This is a genomic window from Myxococcales bacterium, from assembly GCA_016706225.1.
GTDB lineage: Bacteria > Myxococcota_A > Polyangia > Polyangiales > Polyangiaceae > JADJKB01.
The window spans coordinates 1,016,092-1,038,184 of record JADJKB010000005.1; the positions used below are offsets into that span (position 1 = coordinate 1,016,092).

Annotated in this window: 17 protein-coding genes; 7 read left to right on the plus strand and 10 right to left on the minus strand. The window is 66.0% G+C overall.

What is annotated here, in order from left to right; translation table 11 throughout:
• Positions 1 to 74: 74 nt before the first annotated feature.
• The 7 genes from IPI67_12130 to IPI67_12160 all read left to right on the plus strand — a co-directional run bounded on the left by IPI67_12130 (position 75) and on the right by IPI67_12160 (position 6,429).
• Positions 75 to 437, plus strand: a complete 363-nt coding sequence (locus tag IPI67_12130; GenBank protein ID MBK7580945.1) for a hypothetical protein — start codon at positions 75 to 77, stop codon at positions 435 to 437.
• A 17-nt stretch (positions 438 to 454) separates the two neighbouring features.
• Complete coding sequence (gene aroQ, locus IPI67_12135) at positions 455 to 1,006, plus strand: type II 3-dehydroquinate dehydratase (GenBank protein MBK7580946.1); 552 nt, start codon at positions 455 to 457, stop codon at positions 1,004 to 1,006.
• 120 nt (positions 1,007 to 1,126) lie between these two features.
• Complete coding sequence (gene accB / locus IPI67_12140; GenBank protein ID MBK7580947.1) at positions 1,127 to 1,576, plus strand: acetyl-CoA carboxylase biotin carboxyl carrier protein; 450 nt, start codon at positions 1,127 to 1,129, stop codon at positions 1,574 to 1,576.
• A 3-nt stretch (positions 1,577 to 1,579) separates the two neighbouring features.
• Positions 1,580 to 2,938, plus strand: coding sequence for an acetyl-CoA carboxylase biotin carboxylase subunit (gene accC / locus IPI67_12145; protein ID MBK7580948.1), 1,359 nt, complete (start codon positions 1,580 to 1,582; stop codon positions 2,936 to 2,938).
• The gene (gene meaB / locus IPI67_12150) at positions 2,935 to 3,960 is read left to right on the plus strand and encodes a methylmalonyl Co-A mutase-associated GTPase MeaB (protein MBK7580949.1); all 1,026 of its coding nucleotides are present in this window, start codon (positions 2,935 to 2,937) and stop codon (positions 3,958 to 3,960) included. The genes accC and meaB overlap by 4 nt, the downstream gene beginning before the upstream one ends.
• A gap of 63 nt (positions 3,961 to 4,023) precedes the next feature.
• Positions 4,024 to 4,320 carry a hypothetical protein gene (locus IPI67_12155; GenBank protein MBK7580950.1) on the plus strand — a complete coding sequence of 99 codons (297 nt, stop codon included), beginning with the start codon at positions 4,024 to 4,026 and terminating at the stop codon, positions 4,318 to 4,320.
• A gap of 63 nt (positions 4,321 to 4,383) precedes the next feature.
• A complete protein-coding gene (locus IPI67_12160; protein MBK7580951.1) occupies positions 4,384 to 6,429 on the plus strand; it encodes a glutamate synthase in 2,046 nt (681 codons plus the stop codon).
• Between the two features lies 1 nt (position 6,430).
• Here IPI67_12160 and IPI67_12165 read toward each other — a convergent pair whose 3' ends face one another.
• The 10 genes from IPI67_12165 to bamA form a co-directional block, all read right to left on the minus strand.
• Positions 6,431 to 7,375, minus strand: coding sequence for a hypothetical protein (locus tag IPI67_12165; GenBank protein ID MBK7580952.1), 945 nt, complete (start codon positions 7,373 to 7,375; stop codon positions 6,431 to 6,433).
• The gene (locus IPI67_12170) at positions 7,372 to 8,643 is read right to left on the minus strand and encodes a M20 family metallo-hydrolase (GenBank protein MBK7580953.1); all 1,272 of its coding nucleotides are present in this window, start codon (positions 8,641 to 8,643) and stop codon (positions 7,372 to 7,374) included. Before IPI67_12170 ends, IPI67_12165 begins: the two co-directional genes overlap by 4 nt.
• 37 nt (positions 8,644 to 8,680) lie before the next feature.
• The gene (locus tag IPI67_12175) at positions 8,681 to 9,934 is read right to left on the minus strand and encodes an amidohydrolase family protein (GenBank protein ID MBK7580954.1); all 1,254 of its coding nucleotides are present in this window, start codon (positions 9,932 to 9,934) and stop codon (positions 8,681 to 8,683) included.
• Positions 9,935 to 9,946: 12 nt separating this feature from the next.
• Positions 9,947 to 12,580, minus strand: a complete 2,634-nt coding sequence (xdh, locus tag IPI67_12180; GenBank protein ID MBK7580955.1) for a selenium-dependent xanthine dehydrogenase — start codon at positions 12,578 to 12,580, stop codon at positions 9,947 to 9,949.
• Positions 12,581 to 12,627: 47 nt separating this feature from the next.
• A complete protein-coding gene (locus tag IPI67_12185) occupies positions 12,628 to 14,088 on the minus strand; it encodes a pyridoxal-phosphate dependent enzyme (GenBank protein MBK7580956.1) in 1,461 nt (486 codons plus the stop codon).
• The gene (gene thrC, locus IPI67_12190; GenBank protein MBK7580957.1) at positions 14,085 to 15,323 is read right to left on the minus strand and encodes a threonine synthase; all 1,239 of its coding nucleotides are present in this window, start codon (positions 15,321 to 15,323) and stop codon (positions 14,085 to 14,087) included. Before thrC ends, IPI67_12185 begins: the two co-directional genes overlap by 4 nt.
• A 43-nt stretch (positions 15,324 to 15,366) precedes the next feature.
• Positions 15,367 to 16,194 carry an endonuclease III gene (gene nth, locus IPI67_12195; GenBank protein MBK7580958.1) on the minus strand — a complete coding sequence of 276 codons (828 nt, stop codon included), beginning with the start codon at positions 16,192 to 16,194 and terminating at the stop codon, positions 15,367 to 15,369.
• A gap of 59 nt (positions 16,195 to 16,253) precedes the next feature.
• Positions 16,254 to 18,974 (minus strand): DNA gyrase subunit A, encoded by a 2,721-nt coding sequence (gyrA, locus tag IPI67_12200; GenBank protein MBK7580959.1) that lies wholly within the window; start codon positions 18,972 to 18,974, stop codon positions 16,254 to 16,256.
• A gap of 127 nt (positions 18,975 to 19,101) precedes the next feature.
• On the minus strand, positions 19,102 to 19,482 hold the full coding sequence (locus tag IPI67_12205; GenBank protein ID MBK7580960.1) for a hypothetical protein: 381 nt from the start codon (positions 19,480 to 19,482) through the stop codon (positions 19,102 to 19,104).
• Between the two features lie 86 nt (positions 19,483 to 19,568).
• Complete coding sequence (gene bamA / locus IPI67_12210; protein ID MBK7580961.1) at positions 19,569 to 21,962, minus strand: outer membrane protein assembly factor BamA; 2,394 nt, start codon at positions 21,960 to 21,962, stop codon at positions 19,569 to 19,571.
• Between the last annotated feature and the right edge of the window lie 131 nt (positions 21,963 to 22,093).

Consider the following 22,093-nt stretch of genomic DNA (forward strand, 5'->3'; position numbering starts at 1 on the left):
AAATTCGCCTTCGGCCCACCCTGGGTCCGAGCAGAAACGTTCACTAGGCCGTCCAAAGCAAGTACGATTTGCCCATGTTCAAGGAGGCGCTCCAAGGCGTGGTCGATGCGGTGGACGGCGGGATGGCCGGACTTCTGATGGACTTCGAGGGCATTCCCCTCGAGAGCTACGCCCGCGGGGAGTCTGAGTTCGACATCGAGACGGTGGGCGCCGAGGTGAGCGTGGTGGTCAAGGCCATTCAGCGGGCATCCGAGATGCTCGAGGCTGGCGACACCCGCGAGGTGGCGTTCAAGAGCGCGAAGATGGTCACGCTCATTCGCGTTCTCAACGAGAACTACTTCGTAGCCTTGACGATGTCGCCCGATGGGAACTTCGGCAAGGGACGCTTTCTGCTCCGTATGGCCGCGCCCAAGCTCGTCGAAGAGCTCGGCTCCTGAAGGGTTGACGTGCAGGCATGACGACGCGGCCGCGTCGAGGAGCCCCGCTCGCGACGGGGCGACGTTCTCCCGCCCCCCGTGTTCCGCCGCGGCGCCGCGCTTCGCGCACGCCCAAGGCGATTCGAATCCTCGTGCTGTCCGGTCCCAACCTCGACCGCCTCGGGCGCCGCGAGCCCGAGATCTACGGCACGACGACGCTAGCGCAGCTTCATCAGCGGCTGACCGCGCTCGGTCAGGAGCTCGGCGCCGAGTTGGTCTGCCAGCAGAGCAACCACGAGGGACAGCTGATCGATTGGATCAACGCGGCCGATGACGACGGACACGCGGGGATCCTGATCAATCCGGGCGCACTGACCCACACTTCGTACGCTCTCCACGACGCGCTCAAGGGCATCAATTTGCCCACGGTGGAGGTTCATCTTTCGAACCCCGATGCGCGGGAAGAATTTCGCCGGCGTTCGTGCGTGGCGCCCGCGTGTGTCGGGCGTGTGTCGGGCTTTGGCATCGACTCCTACCTGCTGGCGCTCCGCGCGCTGCTCGACCGGCTGCGCTCGCACACCCCCCGCTGAGCAGTTTTCCTCCCCACGACGGGCATAACGCGCCGCGAAATGCCGGCTCTGTGCCGGGTCGCCAGCCTTCTCCTCCCTTCTCGTAGGCGCACGATCGGAGTACGGTCCCGCGCGATGGATATCCCGCTGAAGCAGCTGAAGAACCTGCTCAAGACGCTCGAAGAGGGCGGAGCCGCCGAGTTCGAATACGAGGACGAAAAAGTGCGCCTGCGTGTGTCCCTGGCCCGCGGCGCGCCCCTGGTCAGCGCCGCAGCCGTCGGAGCGCGGGCGGAGGTTCCGGTGGTGGCGCCCGCGCCTGCGGCGACGGCGGACGCGGCGGGTGATGCGAGCATCGTGTTCATCACCTCGCCGTTCGTCGGTACGTTCTATCGCGCGGCTTCGCCAGAAGCCGAGCCCTTCGCTCAGGCCGGAAGCCCGGTGAAGAAGGGCCAGACGCTGTGCATCGTCGAGGCGATGAAGCTGATGAACGAAATCGAGACCGAGTTTGCTGGAACTCTGCTCGAGGTCCTGGTCGAAAACGGACAGAGCGTCGAGTTTGGGCAGAAGCTGTTCAAGCTGAAAAAGAGCTGAAGCATGTTCCGCAAGGTCCTCATCGCGAATCGCGGCGAGATCGCGATGCGTGTGATTCGCGCGTGCCGCGAGCTCGAGATCAAGACGGTCGCCGTTCACTCCGAGGTGGACGCCAAGGCACTGCACGTTCGGTTCGCCGACGAGGCCGTGTGCATCGGCCCCGCGGCGGCGGCGCAGAGTTACCTCAACGTTCCGGCCATCATCAGCGCCGCGGAGATAACCGGCGCGGACGCCATTCATCCGGGCTACGGGTTCTTGTCCGAGAACGCGGAGTTTGCCCAGACCGTCGCGCGCTGCGGGCTCACCTTCATTGGTCCCAAGCCGGACGTGATGAAGCTGTGGGGCGACAAACTGACGGGGCGCGAGGCGGCCAGGAGATTTGGCCTGCCGCTCTTGCCCGGCAGTGAGGCCCTGACGAGCGCCTCCCACGCCGAGAGCGAGGCGAAACGCATCGGCTTGCCGGTGATGGTCAAGGCCCGCGGAGGCGGCGGTGGCCGGGGCATGCGCATCGTGCGCAAGCTGGCTGAGATGCGGCGGGCGTTCGAGAGCGCCACGGCCGAAGCCACGGCCAGCTTCAAGAACTCCGAGCTCTACCTGGAGCGCTTCCTGGAGCGGCCGCGCCACATCGAGTTTCAGGCGCTGGCGGACGAACACGGACAGGTCTGGACCTTGGGCGAGCGGGAGTGCTCCCTCCAACGTCGCCACCAGAAGCTGGTCGAAGAAGCGCCCAGCCTCGCGATGGACGAGAAGCTGCGCGGCGAGATGGGGGAGCGGATCCGGCAGGCGATCTTGGAGACCGGCTACACCTCTCTCGGGACGCTCGAGTTCCTGATGGACGAGGACAAGAGCCTGTACTTCATGGAGATGAACACTCGGGTGCAGGTCGAACACCCGGTGACGGAGTTGGTCACGGGGGTGAACCTGGTCGTCGAGCAGCTTCGCGTCGCGGCGGGCGAGAAGCTCGTGCTGCCCGACACGCGTCCCTGGAAATTTCGCGGTCACGCCATCGAGTGTCGGATCATGGCGGAAGACCCCGACACGTTCGCGCCCTGGCCGGGGCTCATCACCGAGTACCATCCCCCCGGAGGAGGTGGTGTGCGCGTCGACTCGGGGATCTACGGTGGCTGGACGGTCCCGCAGCATTACGACTCGCTGCTCGCCAAGGTCATTGTGCACGCGGCGAACCGCGACCAGGCCATCATTCGCATGAACCGGGCGCTCGACGAGTTCATCATCGGTGGCATCCGCACGAACATCGATTTTCACAAACGCATGCTGGCGGATCCGGAGGTGCGCGAAGGCCGCATGACCACGCGGACCGTCGAGCGCCTCATGGAACAACGCAAACGCGAACGGGCCTGAGTTTGCAGACCGATCTGGCTGAGCGTGTGCTCTCGGGAGACCAGCTGAGCGTGGCTCGCGCCTGCCGCGTCGTCGACGATCGGTTGCCGGCGCATCGCGAGCTGATGAAGGCGCTCTACCCCCACACCGGTGACGCCTGGATCATCGGTATCACCGGCACCCCAGGCGCCGGCAAGAGCACACTGACCGACCAGCTCATCACCCGTTTCAGAAAGCGGGGTGAGCGGGTTGGGGTCGTAGCGGTGGATCCGACCAGCCCGTTCTCCGGTGGCGCCATCTTGGGGGATCGCATCCGGATGCAGCGCCACTTCGAAGATCCGGAGGTCTTCATCCGTTCCGTTGCCACGCGCGGCGCCCTCGGCGGGCTCTCCCGGTCGGCGCTGGACATGGCTCGGATTTTGGATGCGTGGGGTGCGGACCAGGTCATCGTCGAGACCGTCGGCGTCGGGCAGGACGAGCTCGAGGTCACCCGCATGGCACACACCACGCTGATCGTGATGGCGCCTGGCATGGGGGACGACGTGCAGGCCATCAAGGCCGGCATCCTGGAGTGTGCAGACGTGTTTGCTGTCAACAAGGCCGACCGGGATGGCGCCGATCTCACGGTCCGAGATCTCGAGGTGATGCTGGCCCTCTCGGGCGATGTCTTCTCGGTTGCAGCCAGCAAGTCCGGCGGTCACACCGCGGCCACGGTGGCCCCTCGGTCAGTCGGTGGGGCGCGCGATACCGGCTGGATACCGCCGATCGTGAAGACTACGGCCACAAGGGGCACGGGCCTCGAGGAGCTGGAGGAAAAAATGCGCGAACATCGCGCCTGGCTCGACACCGAGGCGGGGCTCGTCCGACGTGCCGAGCGCTTCCACTCGATGATGCTGGGCTTCTTGCGCGACGCCTTGGCCGAGGAAGCCACGCACGAGCTGGGGGCAGAGGTGCTCGAGGCCGCCCGTCGGGTGCTCGAACGCGAGATCGACCCGTACACCGCCTGTGAGGAGCTCATCGCGCGCTTCCGCGCCCGCGCCTGAGGGAGCCCCGAGGTCGATGCCACGGGACCGATCCCCGACGCAGCCTCGGACGACATACCCGTCATGCGCTGGATGGGACTCCTGCTGCTCGTCTTCGTCGCTGGCTGCGGCGGCCGCGTCGAGACGGAGCCCGACCTGAACGCCGAAACTCCCAGCGCAGATCCGTGGGCGGGCACACCCCTCGGAGATTGTGAACCAGGCGTCGCGCCAGGGCAGGGGCCGTGTCCGTGGACCTACGAGGGCCTGTGTTACCCGACCAAGGCCAAGGCGTGTGACTGCGCGTGCCCGAGAGACCGCGACAGTCTGTGTGTGAGCGAGCTGACCAAAGCCTCGAGCTTCAACCGCGTCGAGTGTTTCTGATCTGGGCCGCGCCTCGGCCAACCACGGGCTGTTTCCGCGCGCCGGCTGGTCTATCATCTGCCCGTGGCAGAGCTCGTCCCGTTCCCGTTCGATCGCCTGTTGACCCACGCATTCGCGGAGCTCGAGACCTCCCGCGCGCTGTTCCACCTGCCCGCGAAGAAATTCGTCCGGGGTGTGCCCGGGAAGGATCTCGCGGTGCAATTCCACGGTCATACCGCCTCGTCGCCGCTGGGCCCGGCGGCGGGACCTCAGTCTCAGCTCGCCCAGAACATTGCGCTGTCGTTCCTGGGCGGCGGGCGCATCTTCGAGCTGAAGACCGTGCAGATCATGGATCGCCTGCAGATCCCGCGACCCTGCATCGACGCGCAGACCGTCGGTTACAACGTCGAGTGGTCCCAAGAGCTGACGCTCGAGCAGTCGCTCGAGGAGTACGTCAAGGCATCGATGCTGATCGAGATATTGATCGCCAGCGGCAAGCTGGAGCTCGCCCCGGGGTTCGACCAGGTCATCTTCGACATGAGCGTCGGTTACGATCTAGCTGGCATCAAGAGCGAGCGGGTGCAGGCGTTCTTGCACGGCATGCTGGACGCGAGCGCGGTGGTCGAGCGCCTTCGCAGACAAATCCCCGACAGCCTTCGGCAATACCGCGAGCTCGAGTTTCGCACTCGGCTCTCGGACACCCTCACCCTGTCGACCTTTCACGGCTGCCCGCCGGATGAAATCGAGCGCATCATCGAGTTCTTGCTGGAGCGGCTCGGCCTCCACTCGATCGTCAAGCTGAACCCAACTTTGCTGGGGAAACACGAGGTGCGTCGGATCTTGAACGAGGTGCTCGGTTACCCGGATCACGCACCCGACGACGCCTTCGACAAGGACGCGAGCTGGCAGCAGGCCGAGGCCTTCGTGGGTCGCTTGGGGGAAAAAGCCCGGGGTCTGGGCCTAGGATTCGGCGTGAAGTTCAGCAACACGCTGATCGTCGAGAACCAACGCAGCTTCTTCCCGGAGTCCGAGAAGGTCATGTACCTGTCGGGCCAACCGCTGCACGTGCTCGCCATGAGCCTGGTGAAGCGTTTTCGCGAGTCCTTCGGCGACCGTTACCCCATTTCATTCTCAGCCGGAATCGACGCCAAGAATTTCCCGGATGCGGTGTCGCTCGGTCTGGTGCCGGTCACCGTCTGCACCGATCTGCTGCGCCCGGGTGGCTACGGTCGCATGGAACTCTACTTCCGCGAGCTTGCTACGCGCATGGGCAACGTGCGCGCGGACAATCTCGGCGACTTCATCATCCGTGCGCGAGGCCGAGGGGAAACGACCCTCGAGCGAGCGGGCGGCGGCGGGAACGCCGCGGCGCGGCAGGCGCTCGCGGAGGGCGGAGCGCTTGCGATGGCAGCCGGTCCCGCGCTCTATGCGGCCTGGGTCGCCGCGGCACGCGTGGACAACACGCTCGGCTATGTCGACGCGCTGCTCACCGATCCGCGCTACACGCGGGCGGGAACCGACAAACCTCCCAAGAAGGTCGGCTCGCTCCTGGTCCTGTTCGACTGTCTGACCTGCGACAAATGCATTCCGGTTTGCCCGAACGACGCCAATTTCAGCTATCAGCTTCCCGCGATGGAGCTGCCAATCGAGAAGGCCACGCGCTCCGCGGCGGGGGTCTTCGAGGTTCGGAACGAAGGCACCCTCACGGTCGCAAAGAAGCATCAGATCGCGAATTTTGCGGACTTTTGTAATGAATGTGGCAACTGCGACGTGTTCTGCCCGGAGGACGGTGGACCCTACGTGCTCAAGCCGCGGTTCTTCGGCAGCGCGGAGCAGTTTGCATTGCACACGGGTCGCGACGGGTTCTTCGTCGAGCGTCGGGAACGCGGGTTCCGGGTGCTCGGGCGTTTTGCTAGTCAAGACTTCGCCGCAATCGCCGAAGACGGACGCGCGCGCTACAGCGGCTTGGGTTTCGACCTGAGCTGTGATGCCGCCGCCCCGGCGAGCAGCCTGTCGGGCAGCGCGACCGCGGAGGTCGACCTCACCTACCTCCGCCTCATGTTGCTGCTCGGCCGGAGTGTGCTCGAAGAGAGCGGAGCGACCTACGTCGGCTCGGGCACTGGCTCGTGACTCAGCCGCGTCGGGAGTAACTCTCGTAACGCACGTCTCGCGCCAGGTTCCAGCCAGAGGGATCGGGAGCTGACAGTTCCCCGAGCTCGACATCCGAGACGATCAGGTTCTCGTGGCTGCTCAGGTTCGGCAGCACACCGTTCGGTCCGGTGAGGTGGCTCCCGCCGAAATAGGGCTGTGTCCAGGGTGGCTCGGTGCCTCTGCGGTTGGAGCCGGCGATGAACAGGCCGTGGCGCGCGGCGTCCACCTGAAACTCGAGCTGCCACATCCGTTCGCTCTTCTGCCCGAAGGTCACCGCGGGCGCGAAGACGAGCTCTGCTCCCTCGTGTGCGAGGGAGTACATCACACCCTCGAAGTGTCGGTCGTAACAGATGGCCACGCCGACTTTGCCGAGCCGCGTTTCGAACACGGGGAAGAACGGGTTGTTCGAGCGGTTGGCGGGGCTCGAGCCGTTCTGCCCGTCGCTCCTCTCGTAGTAGAAAGGCTCGTCGAACGAACCCTGCTCGTTCTCTCCGCAGGGCAGGTGAGTCTTTCGGTACTTGCCGAGCAGCGCTCCGGTCTCGTCGATCACGACCGCGGTGTTGAAGCGCTGCCCTGAAGGATCGAGCTCGTAGATGGGGGCGACCACGACGAGCTCGAGCTCCTTGGCAGCAGCCTGGAGCTCCGTCACGGTCTTGCCGTGCGCGGCGTCCTCCGCCAGAGCGAACCACATCGGGTCCTTCCCCAGGGCAAAATACGGCCCGGGAAACAGCTCACCGAAGCCGATGATCTGCACGCCCTGGGCACGCGCGTTCCGCATCAGCTCGATGTGATGCGCGACGTTGGCTGCCCGCAGGCGCTCGAGCTTGCCCGCGAGCTCGTCCAGCCGGTCGAGGGTTGGCGGCATGTCTGCGAAGACGTTGACGGTCTCGGTCACGGCAACGCGCAGCCTCCGGGTCGAAGTCATGCCGCGTCCTCCTCGTTCGCGAACGAGAGCAACACGTCCAAGAGCACGGCGACGCCTGCTGCACACTGCTCGCGCGTCGACAGCTCCCGCGGGTTGTGACTGATGCCGTCGTGTTCGCCCGGAACGAACACCATGCCCGCCGGGCAGAGGCGCGCCATTTCCTGCGCATCGTGCCCGGCACCGGAGACGATTCGCTCGGTGGAGAGCCCGCGAGCCTGCGCCGCGGACTCGACTCGATCCTGGACCACCGGCGAAAAGCCCACGGTGTCGGTGCGTGCCGTCTGTCGCCAGCTGAGCTTGACGCCTTCGAGCCGCTCCACCTCCTGGTAGAAGCTCAAGAGGTCCGCCTCGGCCCGCCGCATCTGGCTGTCGTCCGGGTTTCTCAGGTCGACGCTGCACACGACCTCGGCCGGGACGACGTTGACGAGCCCTGGGCGTGGGATGATCGAACCCATGGTGGCCCGCATTCCGTCACCATACTGGCCCGAGGTGGCCATCGCTCTGAGCTTCAGGTTGATGCGTGCGGCAGCGACACTCGGATCGACCCGGAGGTTCATCGGTGTCGTGCCGGCGTGCGCGCTCTTGCCCACCAAGGTGACCTCGTGCCAGCTAATGGCTTGCACTCCCGTGACCACCCCGATGTTGGTGTCGTGTGAGCGGAGCACCGGACCCTGTTCGATATGGCATTCGAGGTAGGCGTGCGGGGGGCCGATGACCTCGGGAGCTGGTCCCAGAAAGCCGATGGCTTCGAGCTCGTCCCGGAGGCAGAGTCCCTTTTTGTCACGCAGGGCGTAGGCCGCCTCCAGCGCCAAACGCCCGGTCGCGACGGCGCTGCCGAGCATGTCGGTGCCAAAACGCGCGCCCTCTTCGTCGGTGAAGAAGCCGACGACAATCGGACGCCGGGTCTGGACCTCGGCCTGGTTCAGCGTCTCGACTACCTCGAGCCCGCCGAGCACTCCGAGGCAACCGTCGAAGCGCCCCGCGGTCTCCACCGAGTCGATGTGAGAGCCCATCATCACGGGAGCCAGCGCCGGCGCGAGGCCCTCGCGGCGGCCATAGACGTTGCCGATTCGGTCGATCGTCACCCCGAGTCCGAGGGCCCTCATTCGCTCGACCACGTGACGACGGCCAGCGCCATCCGCCGCGGTCAAGGCCAGGCGGTTCACGCCGGTGAGGCCAGTGCGAGCGTCGACGTAGGCTCCGATGGCGCCGAGCGCAGCGAGGTTCGCGTACAGGCGCTCGGGGTCGATGGACGGCGGTGGTGTCATGCGCGGCGACCGAGTGTCCTCAGCGCTCCATCTAGCGTCAACCCCCGAGCCCCCGCATCCGCTCCCAGAGGCGTGGCGCTTCGCGCTCGGCGGCGGCGCGAATGGCGTCGAGATCAGCACGCGTGAGGCGACCGCTTTCCACCACGACTTCTCCGGCCACGACGACGTGAAGCGGTCTTCCATTCGGGGTGCTCCACGCCGCGCCGTCCGGCCAGACGGCGAGATCTGCCTGAGCACCGACGCTGGGCTCCGGGCTGATGCTCACGCCGAAGAGCGCTGCGGCGAGTGAGTGCCCGGCCATCGCGCGGGCCCGTTGCTCCGCTTCGGACAACGGAGAGCCGGCGCGCGCCGCCTCTTCTGCCAGGGCCTCCCGCTCTCTTCGCATGTCGGCAGGGTAACCGTCGGTGCCCAGGGCAACGTGAGTGCTTGCCCCGAGATGGCGGGCGAAGCCCACACGATTACCGGCGTTGGAGCGCGGATTGTGCACGAACCAGAGTCCGGCGGCGTCCGCTGCCTTCACCGCCCGTTCGTCGAGGTGAACCCCGTGAGCGATGACCGAGCCCCGAGGGAGTGCTCCCTGCTCGAGCAGGCGTTCGAGGGGGCCGGAGTAGCCCCGGGTTTGGGCGTCTTCGACGTCGGCCTGGTCTTCGGCGACGTGTACGTGCATCGGCAGGTCGAGCTTGGCGGCGAGCGCCGCGGCTTCACGCACGGTCGCGTCGCTCACCGTGAACGAGGCGTGCAAGGCGACGAGGGGGCGTACCAGCGGGCGCTGGTTGTCCGCCGCGAAGCGCCGGCACTCTTCCAGCCCCCGCTGGCCCTCCTCGGGGCCGCCGTTCCGATCCGTCGCGCCGTAACCGGTGGCCAGCCGACAGCCGAGCGTCTGGGCGGCGTCAGCAAGTACGTCGAGGGAGCCGGCGATGAAACAGGGAGACTCATGGTGGTCGATCAGGGTCGTCGTACCGAACAGCAGACTCTCCGCCACGTAGAGCTCGGCGGAAGCGCGGAGCGAGCTCTCGTCGAGCGCACGATCCAGGCGCCACCACAGCCGCTCCAAGATCTGCACGAAGCTCTCGGGCGGCGGACTGGGCGCGGGCATGCCCAGGGGCGCGAGTCCGCTGTAGAGGTGGGTGTGAGCGTTGACTGCGCCGCCGCAAATGCGTGCACCGCGGCAATCGAGCACGCGCGCGTCAGGCGGGACCTCTAGCTCTCCACCAATGGCCAAGATGGTGCCATCGGCAATCAGCACCGAGTCGGCGCCGGCGGCCAGAAAGAGCGGTTCTCCAGGCGGCATACGCAGGACCGGTCAACGCCAGGCGGTGCGGTCGCCCTTGATACGCCCGACGCTCAGCGCCTTGGCCGCAGGTGAGTCTTTCATGGGTAGCTCGCGCCGCCGCACTCCGTCGAACGCGGCGAGGGCACCCGCCACGGCGCCGGCCGTGGGCACCAGGCCAATTTCGCCGACGCCCTTGGCACCAAAGGGACCTTCGGGTTCGTGCTCTTCGACCATGATCACGTCCACCTTGGGCATGTCGCGGGCCCGCAAGACACCGATCTCGCGCAGCTTGAAGCTGACCGGCATACCGTTTTCGGTCGGCAGCTCTTCGGTGAGGGCGTAGCCAATGCCCATGTGCACGGAGCCCTCGATCTGACCGGAACAGAGCACCGGATTCACGATGCGGCCGACGTCGTGCGCGGCCACGAAGCGCTCGATACGCCCCTTGTCGTCGAGGATGCAGACCTGAGTCGCATATCCGAACGCCGTGTGAGTCTTGATCTTGGGCACGTCCTTGCCGAGAGGTGTCGTGTCGTCGATGACGACGTCTGCGGCGTAGACGTTGCCCACGAGATCACCCAGCGCCTTGCCCTGGTCCAGGTCGAGCTTGAGCTTTTCGGCGGCGCTCTTCACGGCGTTTCCCGCGAACAACGTGGCTCGCGACCCTGTCGTCTGCCCGCAGCCGAGAGCGAAGGTCGAGTCCACCTTCGGGCGGAAGACGCTGCCCGGTAGTCCCGTCACCTCCACGGCGAACTGAATCAAGATCGTGAGCAGGCCTTGACCCATCTCGGTGTAGCCGTTGTAGACCGAGACGGTTTTGTCCTGTTCCACCACCAGTCGGCACTTGCCCCACTCCGAGACGCCGTTGCCGATGCCGCTGTTCTTGATGCCGCAGCCGATCCCGACGGCCTTTCCGGCGTTCTTTGCCTCGTAGAACACGTCTTTGACTGCCTCGAGGGTCTTGCGAATGCCGACTGACTTGTCGAGGATCTGACCCGTCGAGAACAGGTCGCCGAGTGCGACGATGTTGCGGTCGCGGATCTGGTAGGCGTCGATACCGACCTTTTCGGCGAGCAAATCGAGACAGCCTTCGATGGCAAAGCTGGCCTGGTTGGCGCCGAAGCCCCGCATCGCGCCGCAGGGCGGGTTGTTCGTGTAGGCGGCCACTGCCTCGACGTCCACGTGGGGCACGCGATACGGACCGCACGAGTGACCCGCGGCACGCTCGAGCACCTTGCCGCCGACGGAGGCATACGCGCCCGAGTCGCCGACCATGCGGGCCTTGACCGCGGTGAGTCTACCTTCGGCGTCGCACCCGACGGTGTAGTCCATGCTGATCGGATGCCGCTTGGGGTGCATGCGGATGGACTCTTCGCGCGTGAGCTCGATGCGCACGGGCCGTCCGCTGAGTTTGGCGAGCAGCGCGGTCTGCGCCTGCACACTCATGTCCTCTTTGCCGCCGAAGGCCCCGCCATTGGGGATCAGCTCGACGTAGAGGTCGTCCTCCTGCATGGCCAGCACACCGGCCACCTGACGGCGATCGTCGAACACGCCTTGTCCCTGGGTGTAGAGCGCCATCTTCCCATCGGGGAGCGGCTCGGCCAGGGCCGCCTCGGGCTCCAGGTAGAGGTGCTCGATGCGCTGGGTCTTCCAGGTGCCGCTGACGACGTGGGCACTCTTGGCGAGCGCGGCGTCGACGTCACCGCGCCGGATGATCGAGCGCGAGAGCACGTTGTCGTGTTTCGGGTTCACCTGCGGTGCGCCGTCGGCGAGTGACTCCGCAGGTGAGAGCACGGGTGTCAAGAGCTCGTAGCTCACCTCGACCAGCGCGGCGGCTGCACGCGCCGTGGCCTCGTCTTCCGCGGCGATTGCCGCGATCACGTCGCCGACGCAGCGCGCCTCTTCGCCGATGGCAACGAAGGCGGGCCAGTCCGGGTAAATCAGCCCGTACCAACGCTCTCCGGGCACGTCCGCGGCCGTGGCGACCGTGTGCACACCGGGGAGTGCTTTGGCCTTCGTGGTGTCGATGCTCTTGACCTTCGCGCGTGCATGGGGCGAAAGCACCAGCGCTCCGTGCAACATGCCCTCGCGCTGCATGTCGGCGACGTAAGGTCGGTCGCCGAGCGTCATGCGCTCACCCTGATAGCGAGGATACGGCTTGCCCACGTGGCCGTCCGTGGCGAGCTCGGGCAGCGGTTCACCTCGGCGTGCGCTCGCGTACAGCTCGATGGCGTCCAAGATCTTCACGTAGCCCGTGCAGCGACACAGGTGTCCGTCCACGGCTTTTGCGATCTCTTCGCGGCTGGGCTTCGGGTTCTTGTCACACAGCTGTTTGGCTCGCAGCGCGAAGCCAGGAATGCAGAATCCACACTGCAGGCCGCCGGCGATCACGAAGGCGCGGGACAGGAGCTCACGCTCCGTGTCGGGGAGGCCCTCCAGGGTCACGACGGACTTTCCGGCGATCTTCTCGGCGCCAATGGCGCAGGTGGTCTTGGGTTGTCCGTCGATCAAGGCCAGACAGCAGCCGCACTGTCCCTGCGGCTGGCATCCGTCCTTGGTCGAGGTCACTCCGCAGCGGTCGCGCAGCGCGTCGAGCAGAGATTCCCCTGCCGCCACGTCGAGACGGCGCTTCTCCCCGTTCAGTGAAAAGTCGATGGTGGGCATGGCGTGCTCCCGAGCCGGTCAGAATAACAGACGATCGCGTCCGGCCCTCACCCGAGGCCGGTTCTTGCGTTGAACTCGCCGATCAGCGCGTCCAGCTTCGGCGCCACCTCTGGAATGCGAGTCCAGTATTCGTCATCGTGCCATTGGGCCTGGATCTCGCCGTAGGTCTTTCCCTGCTGCTCGACCCACGTGTAGTACTTCAGGCTGTGCACGCGTTTCTTGGCGGGGTGTGACAGCTCCTCCATCAGGTCGGTTCCAACCCCGAGCACGTGCCGCTCGAGGGCGATGTTTGCGTCGACCTCGCTGAAGGCGCCGCGCTCCGCGGAGAGCTCGCTCAGGCGCGAGCGGTACATCTCGACGGAGTCGGTGAGCACCGTCATGACCACACTCTCTTTGCCGAGCTCGTACCACTTGGCCATCTTGATCGCCGAGAGCAGGTTGGCTGCTCCGGAGATCCCCAAGAGGCTCAGGCGGTCGACCAACTCCGGGCTGAGCCCGCGGCTCGTTAGCAGCTTCTTGCCGGCGGGCTCGTTGAACAGACGCAGCATCGAGATCGAGGCCTCGTCGTCGATGGCCATCACCATGTCGGTGTTCTTCACGTTGTGGATCCACGGCACGTGTTTGTCGCCGATGCCCTCGATGCGATGTTCGCCGAAGCCGTTGGCGAGCAGCGTCGGGCATTGCGCCGCCTCGCTGGCGGCGATCTTGCTGCCCGGGAACAGCTTCTTCAGGTAGTCGCCGGCCGCGATGGTGCCGGCGGAGCCGGTGGTGACGGTGAGGCCTGCGAAGCGGCCCTTGGGGCCCAGCATCTTCTCGAGCACGGAGGCCATGGCGCGACCCGTGACCTCGTGGTGCCACAGGTAGTTCCCCAGCTCTTCGAACTGGTTGAAGATCATCAGCGCCTGCCCGGAGCGGCGTAGCTCCCAGCACTTGTCGAAGATCTCCTTCACGTTGCTCTCGGTCCCGGGCGTCTTGATTACCTCTCCGGCGACCTTTTCGAGCCACTCGAAGCGCTCCCGGCTCATGCCCTCGGGCAGGATGGCGATGGAATCACAGCCGAGCAGCGCCGAGTCGTAGGCGCCGCCACGGCAGTAGTTTCCGGTCGACGGCCAGACGGCTTTCTGCGACGTGGGATCGAACTGTCCGGTCACCAGACGCGGCGCCAGGCAGCCGAAGGCCGCGCCGACTTTGTGGGCGCCGGTCGGGAACCATTTTCCGACCAGAGCGACGATCCGCGCCTCGACGCCGGTCAGCTCGCTCGGGAACTCGATGTAGTTCACCGGACCAAAACCGCCGCCCCGCTCGACGGGTTCGTTGTGCCAGCTGATGCGAAAGAGGTTCAGCGGGTTCACGTCCCAGAGCCCGACGTTCTTCAGACCTGCCACGACTGCCTTCGGGATCTTCTGGGGATCGGCCATCTGCGCGAGGGTCGGGATGACGACGTGTTTCTCTTTCGCGCGCTGTACGGCCTTTTCGAGCCCGGCTTTGTCGAGGGTCAGATCGATCATGTGGTTCCTTCTTTCTTCCCGAGCACGGCGCGGAGCGCCGAAAGTGTTGGAGCGATGCTGGGCGGAGCCTGCTTCACGGCGCGGGTCGCTGCGCCGACGTCCTTGAGCCCATTGCCGGTGATGAGCACCACGATCTCCTCGTCGCTCCCGAGCCGCCCGGCGCGTGCCATGAGCTCGAGGCCCGCGTGGGCGGCGGCAGCGGCGGGCTCGGCGAACACCGAGGCGGTGCGGCCAAGGCAGCCGATCGAGTCGAGAATTTGCGCGTCGCTGACGATCAAGAACTCACCTCCACTTGCGCGCACCGCATGCAGGGCGCGCTCGCCGTCGGCGGGCCGCCCCGCGGCGATGCTGTCGGCGAGGGTGTCGGTTGCGCACGCCTCGATGTCGTTGGTGCCCGCGAGAAACGCTCTCGCAATGGGCGATGAACCTTCGGCTTGCACGCCCATGACCTTGGGCACGCGGTCGATGAAACCGAGCGCCAGGAGCTCGGCAAACCCCTGGTGCACCCCCACCAAGATGTTGCCGTCGCCCACCGAGATGAAGATGCGGTCCGGTGCGCGCCAGCCCAGCTGCTCCGCTATTTCGAAGGCCGCGGTCTTTTTGCCCTCGGTGGTGAACGGATTTTGCGCCGTGTTGCGGCAGTACCAGTGAAGCTCCCGGGCGGCCGCCTCGGACAGCTCGAAGGCGTCGTCGTACGAACCCTCCACGAGCACGAGCTCGGCGCCGAAGATCTGGAGCTGTGCGATCTTCGCCGGCGGCGCGCTCTGGGGGACGAGGATCACGGCGCGGATGCCGGCCGCCGGCGCCATGGCGGCCAGGGCGACGCCGGCGTTGCCGGTCGACGCGGTGATGATCGGATCTTTGCCGAGCTCCCGCGCGCGCTGGACGACGACCGCGCTCGCGCGATCTTTGAGCGACCCGGTTGGCATACGCCCTTCGTCCTTGAGCCACACGCGGCGGACCCCGAGCTCGCTGGCGAGCCGAGGGGCGGCGTAGAGCGGCGAGCCGCCGACGCCTCGCAGTGGGCCGGCATCATCCGGAGGTACGGGCACGGACAGGAGCGGCGCGTAGCGCCACAACGACGGGTCGCGGCTGTTGCTGATGGCGTCGCGGCTTGCGCGGGCGAAGTCTGGGCGCACGAACAGGTTGCCGTCGCAGCGCGGGCAGCGATAGGTGGCCTCGTCGGCGCGAAGCTCGGCCCCACAGCGCTGGCAGCCGTAGCCGAGGAAGACCATCGCCCGAGATCTAGCCAGGTGGCGGGTCGAAGGAAGCAGAGCTTTAGCCCTTGCGCGAGGGTTTGCCCTTCGCCTTTGGCGCTGACTTGGGCTTCACTCCGGCTGGCAGCTTGATTCGAGCTCTGGGGCCGGCGAGGGCGCTCGTTCGTGAGCCCACCGGCGTCTGCACCTGGGAGCTCGGCTTGGTTCTCTTCTTCGCGCCCGACGCGGCCTTCACGGGTCCGGGGCTTGCGCGTGGCCGAGGCGGCTTGCGGCCGACGTGCTCTGCCCGGAATGCACTCGGACACAGCTCACTCACGCTGCAGGCGGCACACGCCGGTTTGCGCGCCGAGCACACCCGCCGGCCGTGGAAGATCAGGGTATGGGAGACACGGTCCCAGTGCTCGCGCGGCAACAGGCGCATGAGGTCGGTCTCGACTTTTTCCGGGGTGTCGTCACGCGTCCAGCCAAGCCGCTGAGAAATTCTGAGCACGTGGGTGTCGACCACCACCCCCTCGGGCTTGCCGAACGCCACGCCCAACACCACGTTCGCGGTCTTGCGTCCGACGCCGGGCAACTTCACGAGCTCATCGAGCGTCCTGGGCACCTGGCCGCCGTGGTCGCTCATCAGGCACTTTGCCAGGCCGGTGATGCTCTTGGTCTTCTGGCGAAAGAAACCCAGGGAGCCGATCACCCGCTCGACCTCGTTGGGATCCGCGGTGGCGAGCGCCTGCGGCACGGGCCAGCGGCGGAAGAGCTCAGGCGTCACCTTGTTCACACCGACATCGGTGGCCTGCGCTGACAACACGGTGGCCACCACCAGCTCGAAGGCGTTCCGATGGTCGAGCTCGCAGTGTGCGTCAGGGTGCTGCGCGACCAGGTGTGCGAACATTGTCGCTACGGTCGCCGGAGCTGCCGTGCCCCTTGCACCTCCGCCGCGCCGACTCGCCATCAGTCGTCGCTCGGCTCGCCGCCTTCGCCGCCGTTGCCTTCGTCGCTGGGCTCGCTGTCCTCCGCGTTCTCCGCGTTCTCTGCGTCCTCTGCGTCCTCCGCGTTCTCCGCGTTCTCTGCGTTCTCCGCGTTCTCTGCGCTCTCTGCGTTCTCCGGCGGCATCATGCTCTCGTCGTCCAGGCCGGATGAGCTCTCGCTCATGGCTTCCATCGCCACGATTCGCTCACCTTCGTCCACGCTCATGAGTTTCACACCCTGAGCGTTGCGCCCGGTCTCGCGGATCTCCGAGACGCGCGTTCGAATCGTCTGGCCGCGGTCGGTGATCAGCATGATCTCGTCCGCCTCGGTGACGAGCGCGATGCCCACGACGGGACCATTGCGGTCGCTGGCATCGATCAAGATGATGCCCTTGCCGCCGCGGCCCTGTTGCCGGAACTCTTCGAGCGGGGTGCGCTTGCCGTAGCCGCGCTCACACACCGCCAAGACCTGCGTTCGCAGCGGATCGGTGGCGGCGAAACCCACCACCTGATCGCCGTCGTCGAGCGAGATGGCCTTGACCCCGGCTGCGGGGCGCCCCATCGGCCGTACGAGCTGTTCGTCGAAGCGGATGCTCTTGCCGCTCTTGGTCGCGATCAAGAACTCCCGTGACCCATCCGTGACGGTCGCAGACAGGAGGTGGTCGTCGTCGGCGATCTTCACGCCGATGATGCCCTTCTCTCGGTAGTTCTCGTACTCGATCACCTCCGTCTTCTTGATCTGCCCACTCGTCGTGAGCGTGACCACGAAGATCCCCTCCTGGAATCCGGGCACGGGAGTGATGGCGCGGATGCGTTCGTCCTCCTCGATGCCGAGGAAATTCACGATTGCCCGCCCCTTGGCCTGGCGGGCCGCCATCGGGATTTCGTAGACCTTCTTCACGTACACCTTGCCGATGTCGGAGAAGAAGAAGACGAAGCTGTGGGTCGACGCGACGAACAGCTGGTTCACGAAGTCGTCGTCGCGGGCTTCCATGCCGCGGTTGCCCTTGCCGCCGCGCTTCTGCGCCTTGTAGTCGTTGAGAGCGGTGCGCTTGATGTAACCCTGGTGGGAAATCGTCACCACCATCGGTTCTTCCTGGATCAGATCCTCGATCTGGATCTCCGCCTCGTTGTCGACGATCTCCGTGCGGCGCACCTCGGCGTGGCGCGACCTCACGTCCAAGAGCTCTTTGACGATCACCTCCATGAGCAGCGTCTCGTCGCCCAGGATCGCCCGCAGGCGTGTGATCTCGTCGCACAGCTCGCCGTACTCCTTGGCGAGCTTCTCGTATTCGAGGCCAGTCAGCTTGGCCAGGCGCATGTCCAAGATGGCCTTGGCCTGGCGCTCTGATAGTCGGTAGTCCTTGACCTGCGCGGCGGCCTCGATCTCCGCTTCGGGCCGCCCGGCGCGGCGCACGAAGGACTCGAGCCCGGCGAGCGGCAGCGTCATCAAACGCCCCCGCGCCTCTTCGCTGTCGCGGGACTCTCGGATGGTCTTGATGACGAGGTCGACCTCCGTCACCGCCATGCCGAGGCCCTCGACGATTTCCTTGGAGGCTTCGGCCTGCGCCAGCTCGTAACGCGTGCGGCGGCTCACGACCTCGCGCCGGTGTTCGATGAACTGCCGCAGCGTCTCCTTGAGATCCAGCACTGCAGGGCGCCCGTCCACGATGGCGAGGTTGATGATGCCGAAGGACGCCTGCAGGTCGGTCAGGCGGAACAGCTGATTCAGAACGACGTCGGGGTAGACGTCCTTCTTCAGCTCGACGACCAGCCGCATGCCGTCGCGGTCGCTCTCGTCGCGAACCTCGCGGATGCCTTCGACGCGTTTGTCCCGGATCAGCTCGCCGATCTTGGCGGCCAGCCGCGCTTTGTTCACCTGGTAGGGGATTTCACTGACGACAATCTGCTCGCGCTCGGAGTTGCCGGCGACCTTCTCGACCAGGGTTTTGGCGCGCATCACCACGCTGCCGCGACCGGTCTTGTATGCCGCCCAGATGCCAGCGCGGCCGTGGATCATGCCGCCCGTCGGGAAATCGGGGCCCGGAATGATGCCGATCAGCTCCTCGATGCTGGTCTCGGGGCGGTTGATCAGACAGATGGTCGCGTCGATCACCTCCGCCAGGTTGTGCGGTGGAATGTTGGTCGCCATGCCGACCGCGATGCCACCCGACCCGTTCACCAACAAGTTCGGGAAGCGCGCCGGAAGGACGGTCGGCTCCTCGTTCGACTCGTCGAAGGTCGGTGTGAAATCCACCGTGTCCTTCTCGATGTCCTCCATGAGCTCCATGGCAATCTTCGCCATGCGACACTCGGTGTAACGATACGCGGCCGGCGGATCGCCATCGACGGAGCCGAAGTTACCCTGGCCGTCCACCAACATGTGGCGCAGGGAGAAGTCCTGCGCCATGCGCACGAGCGAGTCGTAGACTGCTGCATCGCCGTGGGGGTGGTACTTGCCGATGACCTCGCCGACGACCAGCGCGCACTTGCGATAGGCCGTTGCGGGCGTGAGGTTCAGGGCGCGCATCGCGTACAAGATGCGGCGGTGCACCGGCTTCAGACCATCCCGGACGTCCGGGATGGCACGCCCGATGATCACGCTCATCGCGTAATCGAGATACGACGTGCGCATCTCCTCTTGGATGCTGATCGGTTGGTCCGAAGAGGACGACGTGGGGTTCGACGGGGGCGGGTTGGCCATGAAGGTCGTGGTGGTGCGCGCTCTGACGGGGGGCTCGCGCGCGGCACCTTCCGCATACCACGGTGAGCCGCAAACGGCACCTCCCGCGAGCAGTCAGAAGCCCTGGATATTCCAGAGTAAATACGGCTCAGCGGAAGTAGGCGCGGAGCTGCCAGCCGAGCACCAGGGCCAGCATCAGCCCGACCCAGAACAGCCAGCGTTTGTTCTCCGGCTCGGGCCCCGGCGAGCGCTGCAGCTCCAGCACTTTCAGCCGAGCTTCGAGCTGATCGAACCTGCGGTCCAGCTCGTCGACTCGGTGGTTCGGCTCATCACTCGACTGCTCCGCCGCGCCCTTCACGCTGAGCAGCGTGCTGTTGCTCAGCGTGGTCGAAATATCGTCCGCTTCCACGGCTGAGCCCCGCTGCCGCGCGGGCGCCAGATCGCGCTCGGTGTCCTCCGACGGCACCGAATTCTTGGGCGTCGGCGGGACGTCGTCGTCAGCGGACTCGGAGGCCACGTCGTCCTTCATACCCGTCATGCTCAGCCCTGACCAGGGGGTCTATCCATATCCGCCGTGCCCCTGCCCGTGCCCGTGCCCGCTCTGCTCTTCGCCGCTCAGAAGAAGTTGCCGATGGTGAACTCGAACACGCTCGACTCTTCGTAGGGTAGCGGCTTGAAGGGGAAACCCCACTCGAACCGCAGCGGGCCGAGGGGTGAGAACCAGCGGATGCCGAAGCCATAGGAGGTGCGGAGCGCCGCCAGGCTCGACAGCCCGTCGAAGCAGGGGCTGGTCTCCTTGAAGGTGGTCCCCTGGTTGGCGAGCGCGCCCTTGCCGGCCGTGTCGCAGTAGTTCTGCTCCAGGTTCCAGGCGTTGCCGGCGTCCGTGAAGAACACGCCGCGGATGCCGACCTTGTCGATGATCGGGAACTCCAGCTCCAGGTTCTGGAAGTAGCTCAGGTTGCCACCGATGTTGGCCCCGTAGGGGATGGGAGCGCTGTTGGGATCGGTGAACTGCGTGAGCGGGACGCGCGGGCCGAGCGATCGGAAGCGGAAGCCGCGCACGTCGAGGATGCCGCCCAGGAAGAAGCGCGCAAAGATCGGCACCCCGTCCTGGGTGGGGCTCGTGACGTGGCCGCCCTCCATGTTCAGCTTGGCGACGATCCCGGAGCCGAGGGGGTAGTAGAAGCGCGCAACCCCACGGTGGCGCAAGAACTCGTTGTCGGAGCCGAAGCCGGCGGCCGCGAGCTCGGTCGAGCCACGCAGGTAGACGCCGGCCGTCGGGAACAGGCGGTTGTCGCGGGAGTCGTAGGTCAGCGCCGGTCGGATGCTCGAGGTGAAGCCGTCGTTGAACAGGTTGGCCAGGGGGAGCTGACGGAACACACTGGTGCCACCGGTCTGGCCCAGAATGGTCGAGGTCGTCTGGGTCGAGACGTCGTTCAGCTCTGCGGTATACGCGACACTCGCCGACAGCTCCGGGTCCACGATCGGGTAACCGAAGGTGAGGGAGCCGCCTCGTGTCGATTCGCTGAAGTCGTTGTAGATGCGCAGTTGGTCGAACAAATCGATGCTCGCCGAGAAATCGCTGTCCAGGAAGTACGGCTCGTAGAAGCGCAGATCGACCAGCTGGCGGAGTCCACTCACCTGCGCTTGCAGTGAGAGGCTCTGGCCGTTGCCGAACAGGTTGGCTTGTTGAACCTGAGCGGTGGCGATGAAGTTCTCGATGCTCGAGAAGCCGGCACCGACCTGGAACGTGCCCGTCGGGCGCTCGGTCACCTCGATGTTGACCTGCATCTTTTCCGGCGCCGACCCCTCCTCGGTGGAGATGTCGACCCGCTCGAAGAAACCGAGGGCCGTGATTCGACGCTTGGATTTCTCGAGGCGCGTCTCGTGAAATAGCTCACCCTCTTCGACCTCGAGCTCCCGGCGCAGGACCTTGTCGCGCGTCTTGGCGTTGCCGCGGAACTCGATGCGCTCGAAGTAGACCAGCGGGCCGCGCTCGACGGGCACGACGATGTCGACCTCGTGGCGCTCCTGGTCGAGGCGTGTCTGGGGGTTGGCCTCGACGTTGGCGTAGCCGTGGTCGCGGTAGAGGGTCCGCACCGATTGCAGATCTTCGAGCAGCTCGGCGCGATTGAAGAAGTCTCCGGGCTTTGCCCGCACCATGTTGCGCAGGCGACGCCGGCCGCCGATCGGGTCGACCTCCGTGCCGTCTTTGCCCTTCTCGTACACACGCATCTGTCGGATGCGGTAGCGCGGGCCCTCGTCGATGGTGATGCTCACCTCGATACCGTTGCGGTCCGGGGTCAGCATCACCCGCGGAGTGCTGATCGAGACCTGGAGGTAGCCGCGGTCGTAGTAGAGCGCGCTGATGACGGCGATGTCGCGCTCGAATGCGTCCTGGCGATACGGGCCGCCCGAGCCGAACGCAAAAAAGCCGGAGTTTCCCGTGAACATCAGCTCGCGCAGCTCTTCGTCGGGGATGCTGTGGTTGCCGATGAACGTGATGCGCCGGACGCTGACCTGGCCGTGCTCTTTGATGGTGAGCTTGATGCTCACCTCGTCGTTTTTCAGCGGGACGATCTCACTCTTGACCTCCGCCAGGAAGAAGCCGCGCTCCGCGTACATGTCGCGGATCTTCTGGATGCTGCGCCGCACCGCAGGCTGGCTCAGGATGGTGTTCGACTTCACCTCGACGCCTTCGGTGAGGTCGTCGGTGTCGATCTCCGAGTTGCCTTCGAAGACTACCTCGGAGATGTTCGGCCGCTCGCGCACCGAAAAGCGCAGGCTGACCCCGGCGTCGCTCTTCTCGAGATCGACCTCGATGTCATCGAAGAAGCCCGAGTTCCAGAGCTCTCGTACATCCTGGCTCAGCGCCTCGGGCGCGAAGGTCTGGCCGACTCGCTCACGCAGGTAGGTGAGGATGTCTTCCTTGGTGACGCGACGATTGCCGTCGACCTCGATGGCGACCACGGTCAGCCCGCGAGCCTTCTCTGCCTCGCCGGGGGGCAGCCGTGGCACCGCACCGACGTCGTCGCTGCTCCGGCGCGCACGGGGTTTGGCGGGACCGGGCGTGGCGTCACCTGGTTTGAGCTCGGCCGGTTTGGGCTCAGCCGGCTTGGGCTCGGCCGGCTTCGGTTCAG